At 67.9% G+C, this 433-nt stretch carries 1 protein-coding gene; it reads left to right on the plus strand.

Annotated features, from left to right (window positions below; genetic code table 11):
* Positions 1-433 (plus strand): HAD-IC family P-type ATPase (locus J4E58_RS31800; protein WP_207255375.1); only part of this gene is annotated, 433 nt, incomplete at both ends.

The following is a 433-nucleotide window of genomic DNA, read 5'->3' on the forward strand; positions in this document are numbered from 1 at the left end:
TGAAACCCGGCTGTCCGGTGTCGACTATCAGGGGCGGGTCTATCGCAAGGGCGCGGTGGATTCGGTACTGGCTTTCGTCGGTCTGCAACGTGGCGACCTGGCCCCGGCGCTGTCCCGGGAGATCGACAAGATCGCCCAGAGTGGCGGCACGCCGTTGCTGGTGTGCGCCGAGGGCAAGCTGCTCGGCGCCATTCACCTCAAGGACGTGGTCAAGCCCGGTATCCGCGAGCGTTTCGCCGAGCTGCGCAAGCTGGGGATCCGCACCGTGATGGTGACCGGTGACAACCCGCTGACCGCCGCCGCCATTGCCGCGGAGGCCGGGGTGGATGACGTGCTGGCTGAAGCCACGCCGGAGAAAAAGCTGGCGCGCATTCGCCACGAACAGAACGACGGCCGCCTGGTCGCCATGTGCGGCGACGGCGCCAACGACGCC

Origin of the sequence: Pseudomonas sp. FW305-25, assembly GCF_017351415.1 — a bacterium.
GTDB lineage: Bacteria > Pseudomonadota > Gammaproteobacteria > Pseudomonadales > Pseudomonadaceae > Aquipseudomonas > Aquipseudomonas chlororaphis.